The 21244-nt window shown below is 63.6% G+C and carries 23 protein-coding genes; 11 read left to right on the top strand and 12 right to left on the bottom strand.

The annotated features are described in order from the left end of the window. Positions 1 to 5: 5 nt before the first annotated feature. Entirely contained in the window at positions 6 to 803 is a 798-nt protein-coding gene (murI, locus tag JQ621_RS28145; RefSeq protein ID WP_212239466.1) for a glutamate racemase, read from the bottom strand. A 167-nt stretch (positions 804 to 970) separates the two neighbouring features. Here murI and JQ621_RS28140 point away from each other — a divergent pair, with 167 nt between their 5' ends. Next, complete coding sequence (locus JQ621_RS28140) at positions 971 to 1522, top strand: cytochrome b (protein WP_212239464.1); 552 nt, start codon at positions 971 to 973, stop codon at positions 1520 to 1522. 88 nt (positions 1523 to 1610) lie between these two features. Further along, complete coding sequence (locus JQ621_RS28135; protein ID WP_212239462.1) at positions 1611 to 2252, top strand: glutathione S-transferase family protein; 642 nt, start codon at positions 1611 to 1613, stop codon at positions 2250 to 2252. 7 nt (positions 2253 to 2259) lie between these two features. Here JQ621_RS28135 and JQ621_RS28130 read toward each other — a convergent pair whose 3' ends face one another. After that, positions 2260 to 3066: a Crp/Fnr family transcriptional regulator gene (locus JQ621_RS28130; protein ID WP_212239459.1), complete on the bottom strand. Its 807-nt coding sequence runs from the start codon at positions 3064 to 3066 to the stop codon at positions 2260 to 2262. Between the two features lie 252 nt (positions 3067 to 3318). Further along, on the bottom strand, positions 3319 to 4410 hold the full coding sequence (locus JQ621_RS28125) for a SecDF P1 head subdomain-containing protein (protein ID WP_212239456.1): 1092 nt from the start codon (positions 4408 to 4410) through the stop codon (positions 3319 to 3321). A gap of 248 nt (positions 4411 to 4658) precedes the next feature. Here JQ621_RS28125 and JQ621_RS28120 point away from each other — a divergent pair, with 248 nt between their 5' ends. Further along, positions 4659 to 6566 (top strand): acyl-CoA synthetase, encoded by a 1908-nt coding sequence (locus JQ621_RS28120; protein WP_212239454.1) that lies wholly within the window; start codon positions 4659 to 4661, stop codon positions 6564 to 6566. Positions 6567 to 6645: 79 nt separating this feature from the next. Here the strand turns inward: JQ621_RS28120 and JQ621_RS28115 are convergent, their stop codons facing one another. The 3 genes from JQ621_RS28115 to JQ621_RS28105 all read right to left on the bottom strand — a co-directional run bounded on the left by JQ621_RS28115 (position 6646) and on the right by JQ621_RS28105 (position 10198). Beyond that, positions 6646 to 7461, bottom strand: a complete 816-nt coding sequence (locus JQ621_RS28115; protein ID WP_212239452.1) for a helix-turn-helix domain-containing protein — start codon at positions 7459 to 7461, stop codon at positions 6646 to 6648. Between the two features lie 250 nt (positions 7462 to 7711). Continuing rightward, positions 7712 to 8785, bottom strand: a complete 1074-nt coding sequence (locus tag JQ621_RS28110; RefSeq protein WP_212239451.1) for a helix-turn-helix domain-containing protein — start codon at positions 8783 to 8785, stop codon at positions 7712 to 7714. Between the two features lie 240 nt (positions 8786 to 9025). Beyond that, positions 9026 to 10198 (bottom strand): M20 aminoacylase family protein, encoded by a 1173-nt coding sequence (locus JQ621_RS28105; RefSeq protein WP_212239449.1) that lies wholly within the window; start codon positions 10196 to 10198, stop codon positions 9026 to 9028. Between the two features lie 559 nt (positions 10199 to 10757). On the opposite strand from JQ621_RS28105, the gene JQ621_RS28100 reads away from it, so the two are divergent. The 6 genes from JQ621_RS28100 to JQ621_RS28075 all read left to right on the top strand — a co-directional run bounded on the left by JQ621_RS28100 (position 10758) and on the right by JQ621_RS28075 (position 15980). Further along, positions 10758 to 11342, top strand: a complete 585-nt coding sequence (locus JQ621_RS28100; RefSeq protein WP_212239447.1) for a TetR/AcrR family transcriptional regulator — start codon at positions 10758 to 10760, stop codon at positions 11340 to 11342. A 269-nt stretch (positions 11343 to 11611) separates the two neighbouring features. Further along, positions 11612 to 12394 carry a MotA/TolQ/ExbB proton channel family protein gene (locus JQ621_RS28095; protein ID WP_212239591.1) on the top strand — a complete coding sequence of 261 codons (783 nt, stop codon included), beginning with the start codon at positions 11612 to 11614 and terminating at the stop codon, positions 12392 to 12394. Continuing rightward, positions 12391 to 13077, top strand: coding sequence for a hypothetical protein (locus JQ621_RS28090; protein WP_212239444.1), 687 nt, complete (start codon positions 12391 to 12393; stop codon positions 13075 to 13077). Before JQ621_RS28095 ends, JQ621_RS28090 begins: the two co-directional genes overlap by 4 nt. Next, positions 13070 to 13675 (top strand): hypothetical protein, encoded by a 606-nt coding sequence (locus tag JQ621_RS28085; RefSeq protein WP_212239441.1) that lies wholly within the window; start codon positions 13070 to 13072, stop codon positions 13673 to 13675. The genes JQ621_RS28090 and JQ621_RS28085 overlap by 8 nt, the downstream gene beginning before the upstream one ends. Before the next feature lie 130 nt (positions 13676 to 13805). Continuing rightward, positions 13806 to 14546 (top strand): metallophosphoesterase family protein, encoded by a 741-nt coding sequence (locus JQ621_RS28080; RefSeq protein ID WP_212239438.1) that lies wholly within the window; start codon positions 13806 to 13808, stop codon positions 14544 to 14546. After that, complete coding sequence (locus JQ621_RS28075; protein ID WP_212239435.1) at positions 14547 to 15980, top strand: serine/threonine protein kinase; 1434 nt, start codon at positions 14547 to 14549, stop codon at positions 15978 to 15980. A gap of 7 nt (positions 15981 to 15987) precedes the next feature. On the opposite strand, the gene JQ621_RS28070 is transcribed toward JQ621_RS28075, so the two are convergent. The 3 genes from JQ621_RS28070 to rpe form a co-directional block, all read right to left on the bottom strand. Further along, positions 15988 to 16179, bottom strand: coding sequence for a hypothetical protein (locus tag JQ621_RS28070; protein ID WP_212239429.1), 192 nt, complete (start codon positions 16177 to 16179; stop codon positions 15988 to 15990). A gap of 22 nt (positions 16180 to 16201) precedes the next feature. Continuing rightward, a complete protein-coding gene (locus JQ621_RS28065; protein WP_212239426.1) occupies positions 16202 to 16381 on the bottom strand; it encodes a hypothetical protein in 180 nt (59 codons plus the stop codon). 287 nt (positions 16382 to 16668) lie between these two features. Next, on the bottom strand, positions 16669 to 17370 hold the full coding sequence (gene rpe / locus JQ621_RS28060) for a ribulose-phosphate 3-epimerase (RefSeq protein WP_212239424.1): 702 nt from the start codon (positions 17368 to 17370) through the stop codon (positions 16669 to 16671). Between the two features lie 252 nt (positions 17371 to 17622). Here rpe and JQ621_RS28055 point away from each other — a divergent pair, with 252 nt between their 5' ends. After that, on the top strand, positions 17623 to 18399 hold the full coding sequence (locus JQ621_RS28055) for an EF-hand domain-containing protein (RefSeq protein WP_212239422.1): 777 nt from the start codon (positions 17623 to 17625) through the stop codon (positions 18397 to 18399). Between the two features lie 37 nt (positions 18400 to 18436). On the opposite strand, the gene JQ621_RS28050 is transcribed toward JQ621_RS28055, so the two are convergent. Next, the gene (locus tag JQ621_RS28050) at positions 18437 to 18877 is read right to left on the bottom strand and encodes a Spy/CpxP family protein refolding chaperone (protein ID WP_212239420.1); all 441 of its coding nucleotides are present in this window, start codon (positions 18875 to 18877) and stop codon (positions 18437 to 18439) included. Between the two features lie 148 nt (positions 18878 to 19025). Next, positions 19026 to 19550, bottom strand: coding sequence for a PRC-barrel domain-containing protein (locus JQ621_RS28045; protein ID WP_212239417.1), 525 nt, complete (start codon positions 19548 to 19550; stop codon positions 19026 to 19028). Between the two features lie 503 nt (positions 19551 to 20053). On the opposite strand from JQ621_RS28045, the gene JQ621_RS28040 reads away from it, so the two are divergent. Next, entirely contained in the window at positions 20054 to 20749 is a 696-nt protein-coding gene (locus JQ621_RS28040; protein WP_212239416.1) for a VIT1/CCC1 transporter family protein, read from the top strand. A 21-nt stretch (positions 20750 to 20770) separates the two neighbouring features. Here the strand turns inward: JQ621_RS28040 and JQ621_RS28035 are convergent, their stop codons facing one another. Next, on the bottom strand, positions 20771 to 21106 hold the full coding sequence (locus JQ621_RS28035; RefSeq protein ID WP_212239415.1) for an HPF/RaiA family ribosome-associated protein: 336 nt from the start codon (positions 21104 to 21106) through the stop codon (positions 20771 to 20773). Positions 21107 to 21244 lie beyond the last annotated feature (138 nt).

Genomic DNA, 21244 nt, shown 5'->3' with positions numbered 1-21244 from the left:
AAAAGTCAGGCGACCGCGCGCCCGCCGAAGAACGGCGTCAGCGTGGACCCGAGGCCATGCACGCGGTTCGAGGTGAAAATCATCTCGGCACCCGTCTGCGCGATGGTGCCGCAGTGCGGGCCGAGCAGGTCGGAGACGCGGCGAGCAATAGCCGGTGCCGGGTCGATCCATTCGACCGGCCAGGGCGCGAGCTTTTCCATCCGGCCGAGCAGCAGCGGATAGTGCGTGCAGGCGAGCACCACAATGTCCGTGCGTGCGCCCGCGTCCTTGGCATCCCCGACGAAGCAGGGGGCGAGTTCGGCCAGAATGTCGGCGTCGCTGATCGGATGACCGCTGAGCTCACGCTCCGCGAGCGAGGCCAGCTCGGGCGAGCCGACCAGCGTGACCTCGCATCCTAGCGCGAAATCGCGGATCAGCGCCCTGGTGTATTCGCGCTTGACGGTGCCCTTGGTGCCGAGCACCGAGACGCGGCGGGTCTTCGACCGGGCGCAGGCCGGCTTGATCGCCGGCACCGTGCCGACGAAGGGCACGGAATAAGCGGCACGTAAGTGCGATAGGACCAGGGTGGAGGCCGTATTGCAGGCAATGACGACGAGATCAGGATCATGGGCGCCGATCAGTTTTCCCATCAGCGGCACGACGCGGGCGATGATCTCGTCCTCGCTGTGATTCCCATAGGGGAAGAAGGCGTCGTCGGCGACGTAGGTATAATGCGCATCCGGGCGCGCGGCCACGACCTCACGCAGCACGGTGAGGCCGCCAAGACCGGAATCGAATACCAGGATCGTCGGGGATTTGGTCACGTCGCTACCCTAGCCCGTCATGGTTACCATTCGGTTTTTTGGGCGGTTTTGCGGCGGGGACGACCAAAGCCCAATTTGGAACGATTCAATTTCACGTTTGCCGCCTGTTGCCGCTATCAGCCGTGCTGCGCTGCGGTTGGGACATCCGCAAATTTTCGGGGGCCGACATGATCAGAAATACGAGGACCGGCTGGGGAAGCGTTGCCCGGTGGTTTCACTGGGGCCTGGCGCTGACGATCATCGGGATGATCGGGTTCGGCTGGTGGATGAATCATATTCCGGCGCGCGCCGACAGGTTCTTCTACCGCTCGATCCACGCCGATATCGGCTACGTGATCCTGCTGCTCACGGGGCTGCGCCTGGCCTGGCGCGCCATCAACCCGACGCCGGCCTTGCCGGCCGAGTCCTTGCGCTGGCAGAAGATCGCGGCCCGTGTCAGCCACGGCGCGCTCTATCTCGTGGTCATCCTGGTCGCGATGCTGGGCTGGGCCCATTCCGGCGCGCGCGCGACCAACTACTCGGATTTCTTTGGCCTTTTTCACGTGCCGCAGTTCACGTCTCCGGACAAAGCCGCGGCGGACGCCTATGAGGACCGACATATTTTCGTTGCCTATGTGCTGCTGGCCCTGATCGGGATCCACGTCATTGCAGCTCTCTGGCACCAGTTCATTCGCCGCGACCGCGTCGTGGCGCGCATGGTGACGGACGAGGTGGGATAGGGCACGCTCCTTCAGCATCGTCGCTGCGCTCGCAAGGACGGGATAGGATGCGGCGCCAGTTTTTGCTTCATCTCTTCAGGAGACATCCATGCTCACCGTCCACCATCTCGGCCGATCGCAATCCGAGCGTATCGTCTGGCTCTGCGAGGAGCTCGGGATCCCTTATGAGCTGAAGTGCTACACGCGCGATCCCGTCACCATGCTGGCGCCGCCAGACTACAAGGCGCTGCATCCGATCGGATCGGCGCCCGTCATCACCGACGGCGATCTGGTGCTCGCCGAGTCCGGCGCCATCGTCGACCTTATCATCGCCAGATATGGCAATGGGCGCCTCGTGCTCGGTGCCGACGATCCCGACTTCGCGCAATTCCTGTACTGGTTTCACTTCGCCAACGGCACGTTGCAGGCCGGCATGGGCCGGCTGATGCTGCTGAACCGGCTCAAGCTCACTGACGACAATCCGATGCTGACGGCCACGAAGGCGCGCGTCGATCGCGCTTTCGACCTGGTCGACGCGCGCCTGCGCGATGCGGACTATCTGGCCGGGAGCACCTTCACCACGGCCGACATCATGACGGTCTTCTCGCTCACCACGATGCGCTATTTCCAGCCCTACGACCTCGCCCGCTGCCCGAATGTGGTCAGATATCTCGCCCGCATCGGCGCGCGTCCAGCCTACCGGCGCGCGATGGAGAAGGGCGATCCTGGTATGGCACTGCTGCTGAGCTGAGCCGCGATCAGGCGATCTTGTTCGTGGTCGCCGCCTGCGCTGCCGCGAGCTGTTTCTGCAGACGTTCGATGTTTTGCAGGAGGCGCTGGCTGCTCAGCACCAGGAAGTAATAGCCGAACTGCGGATCCTGGAAGTAGATCTCGAGCAGGCGGTCATAGGTGATCGTCAGCACGTGGCCGTCTTCGATACATTCGATCGTTCCGGTGCGCCGGTTGTCCGGGGTCAGGAAGCCGAGCTCGCCCATCAGCGCGCCGGGCCCGATTTCGACGCCGATCTCCTTGACCAGGAACTTGCCTGTGACCGTGAGGAGCATCTCCTGGGCCGGGTCGCCCAGCTTGAACAGCGTGTCGCCGCGGCGATATTTGCGCTCGGTCATGAACGGCTTCAGCCATTCGATCGACATGTCGCCTTCGGCGGCATGGCGCGCTTTCTTGACCAGCTTGAGCATCTGCCGCAGCCGAAGGGCGTTGATTGGTACCATCAGGAGATAGAGCAGGAAGGTCGAGACGTTGGCGGAGAGCGCGCCGAAGATGGCGAAGAACGCGCAGCCGATCATGTTGGCGACGCGCAAGGGCACCATCGTTCGCATCAGGATGGTGGCGACGAAAAAGCCGGCGCCGACCGCGGCAAACATATTGGCGAGCGTGATGTTATGGACGAAGATCTCGAGCAGCCGATTGAATATCGCGTCATAAGTGACGTTGTTGGGATCGAGGCCCATCTGGACCAGGATCTTCGCGATCCTGAGGTTATCCGTGGCCGCATCGAGAATGCGGTCGAGGATCGAGGAAATGTCTGCGCTGCCGGACGGCATGGTACTATCCCTGCGTAAGGCCTTCAAATCTGGTCGGTATGCTCGACACCTATAGCCGAAATCGAATGACGACTGCTTGAATGAAACTTTCGGTCGCCGCTCCGCAACAGGCAAATTTTAGCCCGAACCGCAATTTCGGCAATTGCCCGTTCGTTGCGCGCGTGTTCCGGGGCGCCCCCGTGATTCGGGCTGGCGCGATCGGTGGATTTAGGCGTCCAAGGAGGCGCTGGGTGTCAAAAAGGCCGATAGGCCTTACCGCTTGGCGGGCTGGACGACCTGCTGCTCGACGAGGGTCAGGTGCCCGGGCAGCGAACCGGCGCGCAGCTGCATGGCGACGCTGTTGGCCTCCTCCGGGGTGAAATTGCCTGAGATCTGAACCGATCCGCCGGTGATGGGTTCGCGGATCACAGGGGCGGAGATCACGGTGCCGTCGAGCGCAATGGCGATGGGCTTGCCGATATTCTCTTCGGTGAGATGGGCGAAACGCCGCGTGCCGCGCCCGTTGAAGTGGAAGGAGACAACCGGATCCTTGGTGCCGGGGGCGAAGCTGGGGGCAGCGTCGCTGATGTCCTCGCCGTCCAGCGCGTTGTCCTTGGCGACCAGATAGGGCTTCTTGTCCTTGAAGCCGAGCAGGACCTCGGTCCCTTCAGGCGGCGTGCCCGACAGCGCCTGCTCCGGCGACATCGAGACATCGACCTGGCGGAGGCTGACCTTGACCTTCCGGGCGAAGATTGCGGCGATGCGCTCGGGATCGGTCACGCCGGGCAGGAAGATGCGAATCCGGTCCGTCCCGTCAGGGGCGACGCTGACGAGCTTGATGTCGGCGTCCTTGAGGCGTTGCTCGATCATGGCGATGGAGTCTTCGACGAGGTCGTGCAGCCGTGCCGCGGCTGCCGCGTCCGTCGGCGCGAGCCTGACCGCTCCGTCGCTACCGTCGGTCCAGGACGTCGCATGCGACGGCAGTCCCTCTGCGGCGGCGGTGAGCTTGCGCGCGAGCTGGTCGCGACCTCGGGGGTCCGCGATCTTGACATCGACGCCGCCGTTGCGGATCGCAAGGCCAGAATAGGCGATGTGGCCGTCGTGCAAGATCTTGTAGACGTCGTCGCGCAGATCCGTCAGGACGCCTTCGCGCAGGCCGTCGCTGTCCACCTTGTAGATGATGCGTGAGCCGCCCTGTGTCTGCATCTTGTCACCGACGAAGGCTGTGATCTTGGCCCGCATCTTGTCCAGCTGGCTATCGGCGAGCGCGGCGCGCGGCAGGGCGATCGTCGACGCCGAGATCACCGATGTCATGGCGAGCGCGAGGATCAATCGCGTGGCGCGGTCCCGATGGGGCATGGTCATGATCACCTCACGTCTTGCGGCAGGACGCTGGCAGATGAGTCCGATGCCAGTCCTTGGTCCCCGGATCCGGCATGGAGGTTCAAATGCCTCCCAGGCGAGGTTTATCGCAGCAGCCGGTAGGCAATGGACGAACGCCAAATCATCCATCATTGTGGCCCTGCTCGGTCGGCCGGTCGGCCGAGGCCGCGCCGCACCAAATGTCAAAAGACAGGCGGCGAGAGAGGACATCTGAGGGAGGACGGAATTCCATGGCGGGCATCCACGCGCTCGATCGATTGATCGGCAACGACTATCCGGAGCTCCTGACGGACGAGGAAGTTCGGGCCTTCGAACAGGTCCCGTACGCCGACAGAGTTGCGGCCGAGAGCACCTATGATGCCATCGGACTCGGTGCTGCGCGCAACCCTGACGGCGCGGCGATCCAGTTTTTGCAAAATGCCGATCCCGCCGACACGCCGCTCGTCGTCACCTACCGCGACTTCATCGCGCGGGTGACGCGGGCCGCCAACATGTTTCACGCGCTCGGCGTGGGGAAGGGCGACGTCGTCTCTTTCATGCTGCCACTGCTGCCCGATGCCTTCGTAACCCTGTTCGGTGCCGAGGCCGCCGGCATTGCCAATCCCGTCAACCCATTGCTCGAGCCGCATCAGATCGCGGAGATCCTGGAGGCGGCGAACACGAAGATCCTGGTGGCGCTCGGGCCAATGCCGGGCACTGATATCTGGCAGAAGGTCGAGCAGATCCGCCCGCAACTCAAGCACCTCAAGGCGATCGTGCAGGTGGGCGGCGGTGGCGATCCCGCCAATGGCGTGTATGCATTCAACGATCTGATCAGGCAGCAGCCTGCGGACCGGCTTGTCAGCGAGCGCAAGATTCTCGGCAGCGACATTGCCGCCTATTTCCACACCGGCGGTACCACCGGCACGCCGAAGCTGGTGCGGCACACGCACGCCAACCAAGTCTATCAGGCCTGGGCGCTGAACCTGCTTCTGAAGGCGAAGCCCGGCACCAACATGCTGTTCGGCATGCCGCTGTTTCACGTTGGCGGCTCGCTGACGCAGGTGTTGCTGACCCTGTCCTCGGGCGGCTCGCTGGTCGTGCTGTCGCCGAGCGGCTGGCGCAATCCGAGCGCGGTGAAAAACATCTGGGGTCTGGTCGGGCGCTTCAAGGTCGAGGCGCTGTCGAGCGTGCCGACGGTGCTCGCCGCAGCGCTCGCGGTGCCGCCGGGCGATGCCGACATCTCCAGCCTCAAATACGCGGCCGGCGGCGGCTCGGCGATCCCTGTTGCCGTGGGCTCGGCGATCCAGGAGAAGCTCAAGCTTCCGGTCGTCGAGGTCTACGGCATGACAGAGACATCGAGCGTCCACACCCTGGCCTATCCGTCACGGCCGATCCGGCTCGGCTCGGTCGGTCTTCCCATGCCTTACGCACGCGTGCGCATCGTGCAGTTGGACGCCGACGGCCATTTGATCCGCGACTGCAAGCCGGACGAGATCGGCGTCGTCATCATGGCCGGGCCCGGCGTGTTCGGCGGCTATCTCAACGACGCCCACAACAAGGGCGCCTTCGTCGACGAGGTCTGGGTCAATTCCGGCGATCTCGGACGGCTTGATGCCGACGGCTATCTCTGGATCACCGGCCGCGCCAAGGACCTCGTGATCCGCGGCGGCCACAACATTGATCCGGCGCCGATCGAGGAGATCATGTTCCGCCATCCCGCCGTCGGCTTTGCCGCGGTGGTCGGCCAACCCGATGCCTACGCGGGCGAGTTGCCGGTCGGATATGTGCAGCTGAAGCCCGGCGCGACGGTCGAGCCGGGTGAGCTCGAGGCCTGGGTGCGCGAGCGCACCCCGGAGCGTGCGGCGGTGCCGGTGCAGGTCATTCCGATCGACCCAATGCCGGTGACCGGTGTCGGCAAGGTGTTCAAGCCGCAGCTGCGCTGGGACGCAGCGCAACGCGTGTTCACCACGGTGCTGACGCCGCTGACGGAGCGCGGCATCGACTGCAAGGTGAAGGTCGGCGCCCATGGCAGCCACGGCTCGATCGCCACCGTGACGCTTGCGGGCCTGCCGCCTGAGCAGCGCGAGGTCGTCGCCGGCGAGGTGCGCACGCTGCTCGCGCCGTTCGTGATGCGGCACGAGGTGGTATACGCCTAGAGCGGGAGGGATGCGCAACTTTCTGGCCCGCAGAGTCCCTGCGGTCACGCCAGACCGTCGAAACTCCTTCGGCTCATTCCTATAGCGGCTTGTGATCGAGGCCGATTTCTCTTCCCCGCCGGGAAGCCTCTCGCATGTCCGACGGCGTCATGCCGAAATGCCGTCGGAAGGCGCGGTTGAAATAGGAGAGATCGCCGAAGCCGACCCCGAGCGCAATCACGCTGATCGTCTGGTCGGCGAAGCGCGGGTCGGTCAATATTCGTTGCGCGCGCGCCAGCCGCTTGCCGACGACATATTCCGAGAAGGTCACACTTTCGGCTTCGAACAGCATGTGAATGTAACGTGGCGTCAAACCCTGACGGGCCGCCACGCTCGCCACTGACAATTCCGGACTGGCCAGATTGCCGAGAATGTCTGCCTTGACTGCAGCTAGCCTGTCGGCGCGGATGCCGCGCTGCTCAGCGGCGGCTTGCGCATGGCGGGTCCCGCTAAGCGTCAGGGCGGCGAGATCCTGGACATGGGTCGTCACCAGAAGTCGTGTTTCGGGATCTTCGATCGTGTCTTCGGCGTCGAGCATGCGCAGATAGGCCAACAGGAGCCGCACCGCCTGGGAGTCGCAGGCCACCGGGGATTGCGTCAGCTCGGAGAAGTGCGGCACGAACCGCTCAACGAGGCTCCGCACGCCGACGCTCGTGAATGTTGCATCCGTCTCGATCCTCGGGGCCTCGCGCTCCATGGCTGCTCGGTCGGACTTCATGACGGGATCACTGCGCGCCGCCTGTATGGCGAGCGCTCGCGTCGGGGTGAGCCATGATCGCGCCAAGTCGCACGAAACCGGCTTTCGGCGACCCGATGTCCCACCGTCATTCTCATTCGTGGCCGCCACACCAAGCATTGCTCCGAGACTGCGTCGCGTGGCCTGCACAGGCGTCGCGCAAGAACGGATGTCCCGCTCACGTGCGAGTTTTGAGAATGCTGGGCTTGGGATTCAAGAAAATCGGTAGCCAGGGCCGTCAATTTGTCCGTGGCTGCAAATGGTCGTCTGCTAATGCAGAATCCGCAGCGGCCGGACGCCGATCCGGAGACGATGGCGGTTCATGCGAGGCTCGGGCACGCTCCGGGAATGACCCCCGAGGAAGCGCCCGTCAGATGTGGCGCATCCAATCCCACATCGTGCCGACGCCATGGCGCGAGGACACCTCGCCAGGCCAGCCGGCGCCTGCGAAGGCGCGCATGGCGCGTGGGCTCATGTCGAACATGCGGCGAAACGTGCGGCTGAAATTCGTCGGATCCGTGAAGCCGTAGCTTTCCGCAATCTCGGCAATTGTCTTGTGTCGGTGCACAGGGTCGACAAGCGCGGCGCGCACACGGCGCAGCCTGACTTTCAGGATGTAGGCAGCAACTCCGCCATGGACACGCATGAGATAGTAGAGCTTGCGCTCCGACATGTTGAAGGCTGCGGCGATCTTTTCCGCAGTCAAGCCCGGCTCCATCGCACGATCGTCGATATGGCGACATATCTCTGCGGCAAGGGCCATCTGCGGTCCGATGGAATTCTCTTCGCGAACGCTCTCGTTGATGGCAGCCGCGGCGAGCTCGAGGGTGGGGTGGGTGACGGCGCACGCGGCTTGGGCCTGGAGATCGGAACTCGCCCGATACAACGCATGCAGATGGCTGCGGAACAGCGCGACCAACGGATTCTTTCCAGAGATGACGCGGGCGTTGTGCTCGTCCGGTGCATTCAGCAGCGGAGCCAGCATCGCGCGCGGTACGACCATATAGAGATCGTCCTGACCGTTGAGCCTGGATGAACTCGTCTGTGCCTGATCGAGGATCAGCAGGTCGCCACATTGGATTCGCTGCTGCGAACCGTTCGCCGGCGACGCAACGCATTCCCTGCTGTGGAAGTGAAGCGTGTAGCTGTCGAGTCCGTCCCGCGCATAGCGAGCACGCGAGCGTGCAACATCCTGCTTCACTCTGACCTGGAGCGCGCCAAGGATGAAGCTGTCGAAGTGGTACGCCTTGGTACGAATGCGAAGCGGCTCATTCGGCCCATCATTGTGGAGCCGGATGTCGTACATGCTTCCGAGCGCCTCCTGCCAGGCCGCTACGGCATCCTTCGGGGGGAGCTGCGTCAGATCGAATACGGATCGCGGAATAAAGGGCGCAACGGTCTTCTGCTCTCCCGCCTTCTCGCCGGTGATTTTCGTCAATGGCATGGCCCTCGAAAACAGGCGCTGTCTCAAGTCGGATGATCGATAAAGCCGCTACAGATTGCCGCAGGTTATCGAGCCATGTCGTCGTTCGGCAAGTCGAAATTGCAGGCGTTGTGCCGCGCCGCGGTGGGAGCGCAATTTCGCTCTGGTCGGGTCGGCCTTCTCTCGAATCCCGGTCTGCAGCGCTTTTGCAACGCGGGTTCTGGTGGATCACGCTTCGCAAAGCCCCGTCGCAGACTTCCTCTACCCTGCCGGCATCGCGGTTTCGACCAGGCGCACCCAGAACGAGGCGCCGTGACCGAGGATGTTGTCGTTGAAGACGTAGGCCGGGTGGTGGCACGCGGGGCTGTCGCCCATGCCGACCAGCACCATGGCACCGGGGCGCGCCTCCAGCATGAACGAGAAGTCCTCAGCGCCCATCATCGGGATGATTCGGTCGTTGACGCGCTCGGAGCCGACGATGTCGCGGGCGACATCGGCAGCGACGCCGGCTTCGCGCGCATGGTTCATCGTCACCGGATACATGCGCGAGTATTTCGTCTCGGCCGCGCCGCCATAGGCGCGTGCGACGCTCTCGGCGACTTCGCCGATGCGGCGCTCGACGAGATCGCGCACCTCGGGATCGAGCGTGCGCACGGTGCCACTGAGCTCGGCGGTCTCGGGGATGATGTTGAAGGCGGTGCCGGCGTGGAATTGGGTGATCGAGATCACCGCCGACTTCAGCGGATCGACGTTGCGCGCGACGATCGATTGCAGCGCATTGACGATCTGCGAGCCGATCAGAACGCTGTCGATCGCCTGGTGCGGGGTGGCGCCGGCATGGCCGCCCTTGCCGCGGACGGTGATGCGGATGTTGTCGGAGGAGGCGAGCAGCGGACCCGCCGTGGTGGCGAAATGGCCCTCGGGCAGGCCCGGCATGTTGTGCATGCCGTAGACCTGTTCGATGTTCCAGCGCGTCATCAACCCATCCTCGACCATGGCCTTGCCGCCGCCGCCACCCTCCTCGGCGGGCTGGAAGATCACGACCGCGGTGCCGTCGAAATTGCGCGTCTCAGCGAGGTACTTTGCGGCGCCGAGCAGCATCGCGGTGTGGCCGTCATGGCCGCAGGCGTGCATCTTGCCCGGGATCTTCGAGGCGTAGGGCACATCGGCGGTTTCCATGATCGGCAGCGCGTCCATGTCGGCGCGCAGGCCGATCGCCTTGCCGGAGCCGGATTGGCGGCCGCGGATCACCCCGACGACGCCGGAGCGACCGATGCCCGTGACCACCTCGTCGCAGCCGAACTCGCGAAGCTTGTCGGCGACGATGCCGGCGGTGCGATGGACCTCGTAAAGCAGCTCCGGGTTCTCGTGGAAGTCATGGCGCCAGGCGGCCATTTCATCGGAGAGGGCGGCGATACGGTTGACGATGGGCATTGGGGGCCGATCCGTTTTTTCTTCGTGAGGTGCTGGGCGCGCCAGCCAAGAACGTATTACGCCGTGATTTGGCAGAGGGGGAGGGCGAAACAACCGGCGCGGCAAGGTGGCGGGGGATGATCGTTGAATAGGTATTATTGTCCGCTGAGTATGGCGGGCGTCTCTGGGTCGGGGTGTAACGACCAAAAACCAACTATCAGTCACGGATCTTTGAGTAACAGATATTGAAATCTGTCAGCGAGACGTGTATATCCCTCGTCGGACGCTCCGATTGGGCGTCCCGTGGTCATCCCTCCAGGGGGCCCAAGATCGGAAACGGATCGAGGGACGTAGGGGGTGAGGACCGCGGACGAATGGAGACTTAAGACAATGACGACCGAAATCATCAATCTCAGGGGAACGATCGGGCGCTGGCTCAACCTCTTCGTGGCGCGCCAGATTGCGGCGCAGGCTGCAAAACTGCCTCATTGAGAGCTGAGCTTTCCGAACGACCGGCAGGGCGCTTCGGAAGCAGCCCCGCCGCCGAAAACTGGACCCTGAACGGGAACATGGTGCTGGCATGAACGAAGCCGTTGTTTTGACGCCGGAGCGGATCCTCGAAGTCACCGAGGACGTTTTGCGTCGCTACGGACTTGCCAAGGCCACAGTGGTCGACGTTGCCCGTGCGCTCGATGTGAGCCACGGCAGCGTCTATCGTCATTTCCCGAGCAAGGCTTCGCTGCGCGAGGCCGTCGCCAAACGTTGGCTGGATCGCATCGACGCGCCGTTGCTTGCGATTGCCAACGAGAAGGGCCCTGCGCCGGCGCGCCTCGATCGCTGGCTGCGCACGTTGTTTGCCGCCAAGCGCTCGCGCGTGCTCGACGACCCTGAGATGTTCGAAACCTATCTCACGCTGGCGCGCGAGGCCTGCGCGGCGGTGAAGTGCCACAAGGACACGATGATCAATCAGATCGCAGGGATCATCTCCGACGGCGTGAAGCAGGGCGAGTTCTCGGCGACCGACGCCAAGACCACAGCGCGTGCGATCTTCGATGCGACCGTTCGCTTCCACCATCCGGCCCATGCCGACGAGTGGAAGGATGCCGACTTGCCTGCGCGCGTCGATGCGACGCTGGCGCTGTTGTTGCGCGGGTTGAAGGCGTAACCAAGAAAACCATCCCGAAGAAGCCGCCTGCGCGCGATTGCCCGTCGCCTCTGTGGCGCGGCACATAGTTTTGCGGCGGGCAACCGCCGCGCGCCGTTCCGCCGTCATCGGGTTCGCTGCTCCGCAACACGAAATTGTTCCAACGCAATGCGTCGCGCAGGGATCGCCTGCCGGCATTTTTAATCCGCGATCGTTCATAACCGACTGGACCGCGCGTGACGGCTTTGATCCAATCGGCAGCGGGCGTTGCCGGCCAGGAGCAGTGCGGCATGAGTTCGATGACGATTGGGCCGATCGCGGGCTCTTCTGCGGACCCTTCCGAGCGCAGCGCGCTGCTGTTCTGGATGATCTTCACCGGGCTTTCGATTTTTGCGGTCGTGCTGCTGTGGCGGTTCGGGCTGATCCATCTGATGCTGACGTCGGACCGGACCTACATTTCGAGCGTGATCGCGGTGCTCTATCTCGTCACCTGCGGCCACTGCTTCCTGCGGACGCGGGCGATTGCCCGTGAAGGCGCCGCAGCGCGGCGCTGCCGCGCGGTGCTGGCCGCGCCCGACGGCAGCAAGGCGCTCGATGCCAGCGCGACGGATCTGCCGCGCGGGCTGGTGCGGGATCACATCGAGAGCCTCGTCACCAAGGCCGCCGCGCAGGATTATCGTCCGGTCGACCAGACCCTGCTGCTGCGGACGCTTGCCGACCGCCTGCGCGGCTCCAACGGCTTTGGCGCTTTCGTCTCCGACACGCTGATGAAGCTTGGCCTCCTCGGCACCATCATCGGCTTCATCATCATGCTGGCGCCGATCGCGGGGCTCGATGCGGCCGACAAGGTCGCGATGCGCTCCTCGATGGGGCTGATGAGCGACGGCATGGCGGTCGCGATGTACACCACGCTGGCCGGCCTCGTCGGGTCCATCCTGGTCCGTATCCAGTATTACATGCTCGATACCGCGACCCAGCGGGTTTTCTCGGACGCGGTGGTGCTGACCGAGACCTACGTGACGCCGGTTCTCGAGCGCAAGGGCGCAGAAATCAAGGGCGCTACGCCGTCATGATGGATGATTTCGGTCTCTATCCGCGCGAGGAGCCGTTCGATCCGCTCGGCGTGATGCTGTTCAAGGCGCTGCAGGTGGTCGCCTTCCTGTTCTTCCTCGCGCTGCTCGCAGTCTCGCCCGATGCCAAGGACGGCAAGATCGACTCCAAGGCCGAGTTCATGATCACCCTGGACTGGCCGGACAACCACCCTGATGATCTCGACCTGTTCGTGCAGGATCCCGCCGGCAATATCGCCTGGTATCGCCACCGCGAGGCAGGCTTCCTCACGCTCGATCGCGACGATCGCGGCGGGGCCAATGATTTCATCATGGTCAACGGCAAGAAGATCGCCTCGCCCATCCGCGAGGAGATCGTGACGCTGCGCGGCATCGTTCCCGGCGAATACACCGTCAACGTCTCGCATTTCGTCGCCACGACCGGAGAGCCCGTCACGGCCAATGTGAAGGTGCAGAAGCTCAACCCGACCGCGCAGGTGATCTTCGACAACAAGTTCACGCTGGACCATACCGGTGACGAGAAGACGGCGGTGCGGTTTCGGCTCGATGCCGAAGGCAAGGTCATCGACGTGAGCCAGCGGCCGAAATCGCTGATGGAGACGTTCCGCAGCACCTGGCGCAACGGGGCCGATCTCGACCCGAGCACCGGTGTAAGCAGGAACGCTGTGAGGGTGCGCCGTGACTAGTCTGCAAACGGTCATTCTCTCGCTGTCGGTGGCCTATGCCGTGATCGGCGCGCTGCTGCTGGTCGTGCTGGTCTATGCGCGGTTGCACTGGTCGCTGAAGGCAGTCGCGGTGGTCGTGACCAGCGCCTTCTATGTCGTCAGCTTCGGCGAAATGCGCGGGCTGCTCGGCTGGGCCAGCCCCGAGCGGCTACCGACCGCCTTCAAGCTGCTCAAGGCGCGCATCGTCGAGCCGCATTCGCTGGAGGGCGATCCCGGCTCGATCTATCTGTGGGTCGAGGAACTCGACGCGGATCATCGTCCGAGCGGCATCCCGCGCGCCTTCCGCGTCCCCTACAACGACACCCTCGCCGACAAGACCCATGCGGCGGAGAACGAGATCGCGGCTGGCCATCCGCAAGGCGGCCGCGCGGCCGATTTTGGCGGCGGTGAGGGCAGCCTGATCGACATGGTCCGGGAATATGTGACGCCCAAGGCGATTCTTGAGACCACGGGCGGCGATTCCTCGACCGGAGAGTTCAATGCCCCGCCGGCCGGCGCCCAAGGCGCCGTCTTCACGCCGCTGCCGCCACCCCGGATGCCGCCCAAGGACGAGCAATAAGGACGAGCAACAGGCCCTTCACCATCGTGCCCGGGCAGCGCTGGTCAACCGCCGCGCGTTGGCGCATCTTGTTGACCTCCCTCAAATTGGCTCTATCGGCATCCAATAAGAATGTGAGGGTGGAGGGTGCGTGCTTCTCGCTGTCTTCTCGGATATCCACGGTAACCGGCAGGCGTTCGAGGCGTGCCTGAAGGTCGCCCGCGCGAAGGGCGCGCAGCGATTCATCCTGCTCGGCGATTTCGTCGGCTATGGCGCCGACCCGGAATGGGTCGTGGATACCGCCATGGATCTGGTCGCGCACGGTGCGGTGGCCGTGCGCGGTAACCATGATGAAGCCGTCAACACGACCACGGAGAGCATGAACAACGAGGCACAGATTGCGATCGAGTGGACGCGCGGGCGGCTCGACACGGCGCAGCGGCGGTTCCTGGCCGAGTTGCCGATGCGCGTGGAGGACAGCGACCGTCTGTTCGTGCATTCGGAAGCTTCGAGCCCCAAGCGCTGGCATTACGTCCGCTCGACCGCGGATGCCGCCAAGAGCTTGATCGCGACGCCGTCCCACGTCACTTTCTGTGGCCATGTCCATCGGCCCGCGCTCTATTCGATGTCGGTGACCGCGAAGATGACGAGTTTCGTGCCCAGGACCGACGTGCCGGTGCAGTTGCTGCGTGGGCGGCAATGGCTCGCGGTGCTCGGCTCGGTCGGCCAGCCCCGTGACGGCGACCCCTCGGCATCCTTCGTGCTGTTCGACACGGTGTCATGCCAGATCACCTATTGCCGCGTGCCCTATGACATCGCGAGCGCGGCGAACAGGATCCGCGAGAACGGCCTGCCGCCCTGGCTCGCCGACCGACTGTCGCAGGGACGCTAGATGCCCAAATCCTTGGTCAAGTCAGGCGCGGAGATCGACGGCTACACCATCGGCGAATGCGTCCATGCCGGCGGCATGGCGACGTTGTGGACTGCCACCCATCCCGGCATCGACGTGCCGCTGCTGATGAAGGTCCCGCGGGTCTCGGAAGGCGAGGACCCCGCCGCGATCGTCTCCTTCGAGATGGAGATGATGATCCTGCCGCGTCTTGCGGGTCCGCACGTGCCGCACTGCTACGGCACCGGCGATTTCGCCCGCCAGGCCTATGCCGTGATCGAGCGCATTCCCGGCACCACGCTGTACAAGCGGCTGCCCGATCTGCCGCTGCCTTACGAGGAGGCGCGGCTGCTGGTTGCGAAGATCGCGGCCGCGCTCGCCGATCTGCACCGGCAGAACGTGATCCATCACGACATCAAGCCGAGCAGCGTGATGTTTCGCGAGAGCGGCGAGGCCGTGTTGATCGACTACGGCCTGTCGCATCACGACCATCTGCCAGATCTGCTGCAGCAGGAATTCCGCCTGCCTTACGGCACCGCGCCCTATATGGCGCCTGAGCGGCTGCTGGGTGTGCGCGACGATCCGCGCAGCGATCTGTTTTCGCTCGGCGTGCTGCTCTATTTCTTCACGACCGGCGAGCGTCCCTTTGGCGAGGGCGAGACGCTGCGCGCGATGCGGCGGAGGCTGTGGCGGGATCCGCATCCGCCGCGAAGCTTGCGGGCCGACTATCCGCCCTGGCTCCAGGAGGTGGTGCTGCGGTGCCTGGAGATCGAGCCGGTCCGGCGCTATCCGACCGCGGCCCAACTCGCCTTCGATCTTGCTCATCCGACCCAGGTCAGGCTGACCGCGCGTTCGGAGCGGATCAAGCGCGATCCCCTCAGCGTCGCGTGGCGGCGCCGCTTCAACCAGGACGTCAAGCAATCGCGGGCCAGGCCCGATGTCGCCGAGCAGATCGCATCGAGTCCGATCCTTGCAGTGGCGCTCGACACCGAGGAAGGCGCAGCCGAGTTGAACGAGGCGTTGCGCGTGACGACGGAACGGATTCTGGCGACGCTACCGTCAGCGCGGCTCGCCTGCGTCAACGTGCTGAAGCTCAACCGCATTGCCATTGACAAGACGCTGGACGAGCAGGGCTCCAACAAGCACATCGACCGCCTGGTGGCGCTTCGGCATTGGGCCACGCCCTTGAAGCTCGACGAGAGCCGGCTGTCGGTTCATGTCCTGGAGGCGGTTGATCCCGCGACGGCGCTGCTGGAATTCGCCGAGATGAACTCGGTCGACCATCTCATCATCGGCGCGCGGCAAAATTCGTTCAGGCGGACCTGGCTCGGCAGCGTCTCGGCCAAGGTGGCCGCCGAGGCGGCCTGCAGCGTTACCGTGGTGCGGCCGCCGCGGATGGCCGCGGCGAAACCGGACGCCAGCGTGGTATGGGGTTAGGAAGGGATCACGCCGCGTGGGCGGTGTGGAAAGCCCGCTTGCGGCGGACCGGCCAGGGGAACTGGGGGCCGGGCTCGCCGTGATCCGCACTGCCGCCGAAGTACTGAATGATCTCGCGGCAGGGCTCGCAGTTGAACAGGTTACGCGACGCTGACGCCTTGGTCATTTCCGTCAGGCAGTTCGGGCAGTGCGGTTTCATCTGATTGGTCCGGAAAATGATTTCAATGCCGGCGCGGTGACCGGAACGAATGATCCAGGTCGGCCGTGTCGGCGCCGGGATCGTCGCGCGTCTCGCCTTCGCTGAGCTCGAGCCGACCGAAGAAGTAGTCGAGGTTCGGATGCGGGCGGCGCGGGATGCGGCACCTGCGTTTCGGCTGACGCTTCACCAGAGCGATCTGCATGGTGTCAGACCCGCTGGCGACGGATGTGGCGTGCCGAACGTACTGGGACCTGTACAGGTCCGGCCGACGGGCCGAACACAACAAACGCACAAAAACCAAGCCACAACGCCACGCCAGTCCAAACCAGGGTCGTCGTCATGATGTGCTCCTGTCAAATCAGGCAGGAATCAATAGCGGTGATTTGCACGAATCAGGGAAGTCCGGAGGAGTACGGATCGCGGTTGTAATTTTAGGCATCGCGCGTTGCGACGCCCGTAAGAACCGCAGATTTGCGGGCGAATTGCGCGTCAGATCGCTTCGCCCCGAGCCCCGAGCGCCGCGTTGCGGATCGCTGCAATGTTGGTCTTGTAGGCTTCCTGCGTGCCGCCTTTGAACACGGAGGTGCCGGCGACAAAGGCATTGGCGCCGGCGGCCGCGAGCGCGCCCGCCACGTCAGGGCCGACACCGCCATCGACCTCGATGTCGATTGGCCGTCCCGCCGTCATTGCGCGGATGTCGCCGATCTTGCCGATCGCCGAGGGAATGAAGGCCTGGCCGCCGAAGCCTGGATTGACCGACATCACCAGCACAAGATCGACCAGGTCGAGCACATATTCGAGCACGCCGATCGGCGTGCCCGGATTGAGCGATACGCCAGCCTTCTTGCCAAGCGCGCGGATCGCCTGAAGCGAGCGATGCAGATGCGGACCCGCCTCGGCATGCACGGTAATGTGGTCGCAGCCGGCCTTGGCGAAGGCTTCGAGATAGGGATCACAGGGCGAGATCATCAAATGCGCGTCGAACACCTTCTTGGTGTGCGGGCGCATGGCCTTGATGACGTCGGGACCATAGGAGATGTTGGGGACGAAATGCCCGTCCATCACGTCGAGATGGATCCAGTCGGCACCAGCCGCATCCACCGCGCGAACCTCCTCGCCGAGCTTCGAGAAATCCGAGGCCAGGATCGAGGGCGCGATAGCCAGGGGGCGGGAGGCGAAGGCTTGGGTCATGGCGCGGTTTCCCGTGGCGGCGAGGGGCGAATGGCCTCGCGTAACATGGGCCTCCCGGCCGGGCAATGCAGGGAGAACGAGCTTCCTGTGGGCGGAAAAATCTGCCGCCGACGGCATGAATTGCCGAGGTTCCCTGGTCCCGCGAAGTGCGGTGGATGCGGATTTCATTGAGCTTTTTGCGCTGGCACGTCGCTTGCTGACCTCATGGCCAGAATATTGGCCGCGGCATGCCGCACCGGTTGGAGTTGTGCAATGTTGTTTGCGCTTGGTGCCGTCTCGACTGCGCTTGATGCCATTCAATCGCTGACCAGCTCGAAATCGTCCACGTCGACATCGTCGCAAGGGGCGACCAATCCGTTCGCGATCGATAGCGGCAGCAACGGTTCGACAAGCGGCGTGACCTCCTCGGTCAATTCCGGCAATTGCGCACAGATCTCGCCGGAGACGATGAGCGCGCTGATCGCCGCGCAAAGCCAGGCGTCGACATCGTCGAGCGCGACGTCCTCGACCTCGACCAGCCGGGACGATGCGCTCAAAGACCTGTTCTCGAAGCTCGACGCCAATGGCGATGGCCAGATCAGCAAGTCCGAGTTCGAGAACGCGCTGGGCGCCGGCGGCACCAATCTGGCGCAGGCCGACGACGTGTTTTCCAAGCTTGATACCAATTCGGACGGCAGCGTCAGCCTCGACGAGATGTCGAAGGCGCTGAAGGGCGCCGGCGGGCATCGCGGCGGTCACCACCACGCCGAGACTGCGAGCGCCTCGGGTGATGCGTCCGGCAGCGGCTCGAATTCCTCATCGAGCGGCGGGTCGACCTCGACCACCACGACGGGGGCCGACGGCTCGACCACCACCACCGTCACCTATGCCGACGGCTTCAAGATGACGACGACGGTGCCGGGCGCCTCCCGTTCCTCGAACGGATCGGGTGGCGGTAATTCACCCTATGACTGGTTTGCGCAGATGATGCAGAACCAGTCGCAGGGATTGTCGGGGTCCACGGCCTCTTCGATGTCGATGAGCGTCTGAGTCCGCGGCAGTGTCTCGAGGTTTGACCTCGACGCCACTAGTCTCGGTGAAACAGTGCGGTAGCAAAGCGCCGCTTCTGGGGATCATCGAGGCTGCTGTAGAGCGGCTGAGCGGCATCCGCGAGCTTCTTTTGTGCGTTTGACCGATCGATTTGCTCGTCGGCATCCTTGCGCATGCCGTCAATCAGATCGACGTTGTCCTGCTGCTTGGCGCGCGCATTTCGCCAGGCGAGGCGCTGTTCAACCTGGTTCTTCCACGTTTCCACGACAGCTGTTTCAAATGCCGACCAGTTTTTCTCCTGCTCGGGGGTGAGACGCAGATCGGCCTTGAGTTGAGCGGCGCGGGCGGCTGCCTGATCGGTCATTTGGCTCGCCGTCAATTCCGGCCGATCCGAGCGGTCGCGCGCATCGGCTGATCCCGAAACCGCCGTACCGATCAACAGGACTGCAGTGGTCAAGAGGATTGATGTCTTTCGCATGGCGTGCTCCTTTGAGCGGCGTTGTAACGATTTTGCTTCGCGTCTACTGCCAAGTTCGTCGAACCGAATTGATGTAGTCGCCCGCGCTGGCCGAGGCCGAAGCCCTTGGCCAGCGCTTACGCGCAACCGGGCGAGATGGGTGTTGCAATCAGTTGTAGTCGAACTGCGGAAGCGCCTTGAGCTGATCGGCGGTGAGGTTGATCACCGCGTGATCTGGATACCATTGCTCATTGGCGCTTCGGACCGGCCGCGTGGTGGTCGCAGCGCCCGTCGTCGTCTGAGGAGCGGTCTCGGCAGGCTTCGTCGAAGCCGACGACGTCTGCGTGCTCGACGCCATTTTCGCTTCAATGGGCTGGTTGACGAACTTCAGCTGGTCAAAACTGATCGCAACCATGCGCTCGCCAACGCCGAGAAATCCTCCGACACCGAGTATAGCGGTCTGGATTTTGCCGGTCGGATCGGTCAGGATTTCGGAGATGTCGCCGAGCTTCTCGTTGTTCTGGTTGTAGACGTCGAGACCGATCATCTTGTAGACCCGCCACTGCCCCCTGTACGGCTGCGTGACGCTGGCCGAATTGGTTGCGGGCGGTGTTGTCGCGGTCGGTGTCTGCGCCATTGCCGCACTGGTCAATAGGCTCGCGATAGCTCCAAGTACGATGAGCCTGGTCTTCATGGTATTGCTCCGGGACTTTGCCTTCTCGGGAGTCCGAGAAGGTGAGAAAGCGTCAGGTCTGGCAGCGGCGCTGCGTGCCTTGTGCGCTTCGCATCGACTACTCGCCGGAATCTGGATCGTTCCGGCGCATGCTGGAATACTTCAAGCAACGGTGAGCAGTATTGACCAGAGCATCAGCGACGCCAGCACGTATGATTGTGTGGGGAGTGACTGATAGTTGGAAATGAATTTGATTGGAGAGGCAGTTGATGTTCAATCGAATCCTTTCGTTAACTCCCGGATAGCGTGGAATTTCTGAAAAGCCCGGACGGCATATTCGCTTTCCACCAAACCTGCATGAGGTGAGAAAGCGTGAGCCTCGCTGAGCTTTGACTGCCGTTGGCGTAGGCCTCGCTCAAACCACACCATGGTAGGGGATTGCGTCGGCGAGGTTTATCGAGTGAAAAGTCCCGGCCTTTCATTTCCCAACACCTCGGACTTTCCCAAGACTTCGGACATTGAAAATGCATCCCATCCATCGTGAATCGCATTTCATCGATCGCATCGGCTGGCTGCGCGCGGCCGTACTCGGCGCAAACGACGGAATCATTTCGACGTCCAGCCTCGTCGTCGGTGTTGCCGCTGCATCGACGTCGCCTGATGAGGTTATCGTTGCGGGCGTGGCCGGTCTGGTGGCCGGTGCAACTGCGATGGCTGCCGGCGAATATGTTTCCGTCAGTTCGCAGGCTGATACCGAGGCTGCCGATCTGGCGAAAGAAAGGCGGGAGCTTTCGGAGCAGCCGGACGCGGAGCTCCATGAGTTGACCAACATCTACGTCGCGCGCGGGCTCGATGCTGCGTTGGCGCGGCAAGTGGCGGAGGCGTTGTCGGCAAAGGATGCATTCGCCGCGCACTCTCGCGACGAGCTGGGACTTTCGGCGCACGTCGTGGCTCGCCCGATTCAGGCGGCTTTGACCTCGGCAGTAACCTTCGCCTGCGGGGCCGCCATCCCACTGCTGATCGCGATAGCATCGCCCTTACCCCGAATTCCCTGGGTTGTGTCGGGAGGCTCTCTGGTCGCGCTTGCCATCCTGGGGGCTGCGGGTGCGCAGACCGGTGGCGCGGGTATCGTGAAGCCGATGTTGCGCGTGACCTTCTGGGGAGCGATTGCGATGGGAACCACAGCCGTTATCGGACGCCTGGTGGGGCACTCTCTCTAGGTGAACGCAAGAATACATCATCTAACGATGATCGCGACGCTGGTTCCCGGTGGCTTCTTTTCCGAGTGCGCTCTCGACCGATCTCTTCAGATCGTGAATGGCGCCGCGAATCGCCTTTTCAATGGTGTTTTCCCGGTGCGTCACCACGATGGACTCGCGGCCGTCGCGGCGTGCCTCGATCATGCAGCTCTTGTCATCATGGCCGGTCTTGTGACCGACGGCGTCGCTGAGGTGCACATCGACCCGCCTGATGTGGTCCGCGTAATGGTCCAGCGCGGCTAGAACTTCTGCCTTCACCGCGGCGGAAGACTGCTCGCCACCCTTGATGGTGCCGTCTGTTCTGACCTCGATCAGCATCTTATCTCCGTCGTGGCATCCCGTTGAAGGTGGCGCAGCTACTTGATACGGCGTCCCTTGAAGAAGCCCTTGTTGGTCGTGTTTTGTCTCATGTTCGCTGTCTAGCCCTGTTCAGCCGGATTGACGTCGGCATGCTTG

The sequence above is a fragment of the Bradyrhizobium manausense genome (genome assembly GCF_018129685.1).
Taxonomy (GTDB): Bacteria; Pseudomonadota; Alphaproteobacteria; order Rhizobiales; family Xanthobacteraceae; genus Bradyrhizobium; species Bradyrhizobium manausense_D.
The sequence above is the reverse complement of the archived record's forward strand: the minus strand, read 5'-3'. Positions and strand labels throughout refer to the sequence as shown.